The sequence below is a fragment of the Clostridium sp. DFI.1.208 genome (genome assembly GCF_024463855.1).
GTDB lineage: Bacteria > Bacillota_I > Bacilli_A > Erysipelotrichales > Erysipelotrichaceae > Clostridium_AQ.
On record NZ_JANGCA010000301.1, the window covers coordinates 1 to 261 of the forward strand.

The window sequence follows — 261 nt, forward strand, 5'->3', positions numbered from 1 at the left end:
TCGTGTATTATCGCTGGGAGGAGAAGCAGGAGCATCTGACGATCTATCCGGCACTGATCGAAAAGGCGAAGGAAGAGCAGAAGAACATCGTGATGCGCGTCGTGGACAGAAGCGAAGGGAAGATGCATTACCGACTGCGCATCCTGTATGAGGATGTGAAGGAGCTGAAGGAGGAAGAGCTGCAGTTCGAGTTCGGCGCGAAGTGTGAGCATAAGAAGAGCATGTACCAGATGGCAGGGACGAACGATATCGTGTATCTGT

General features: G+C 52.1%; 1 protein-coding gene. It reads left to right on the forward strand.

Going from position 1 to position 261, the window contains the following annotated elements:
• The coding region (locus tag NE665_RS24450; protein ID WP_256302776.1) for a hypothetical protein at nucleotides 1-261 on the forward strand (261 nt) is incomplete at both ends.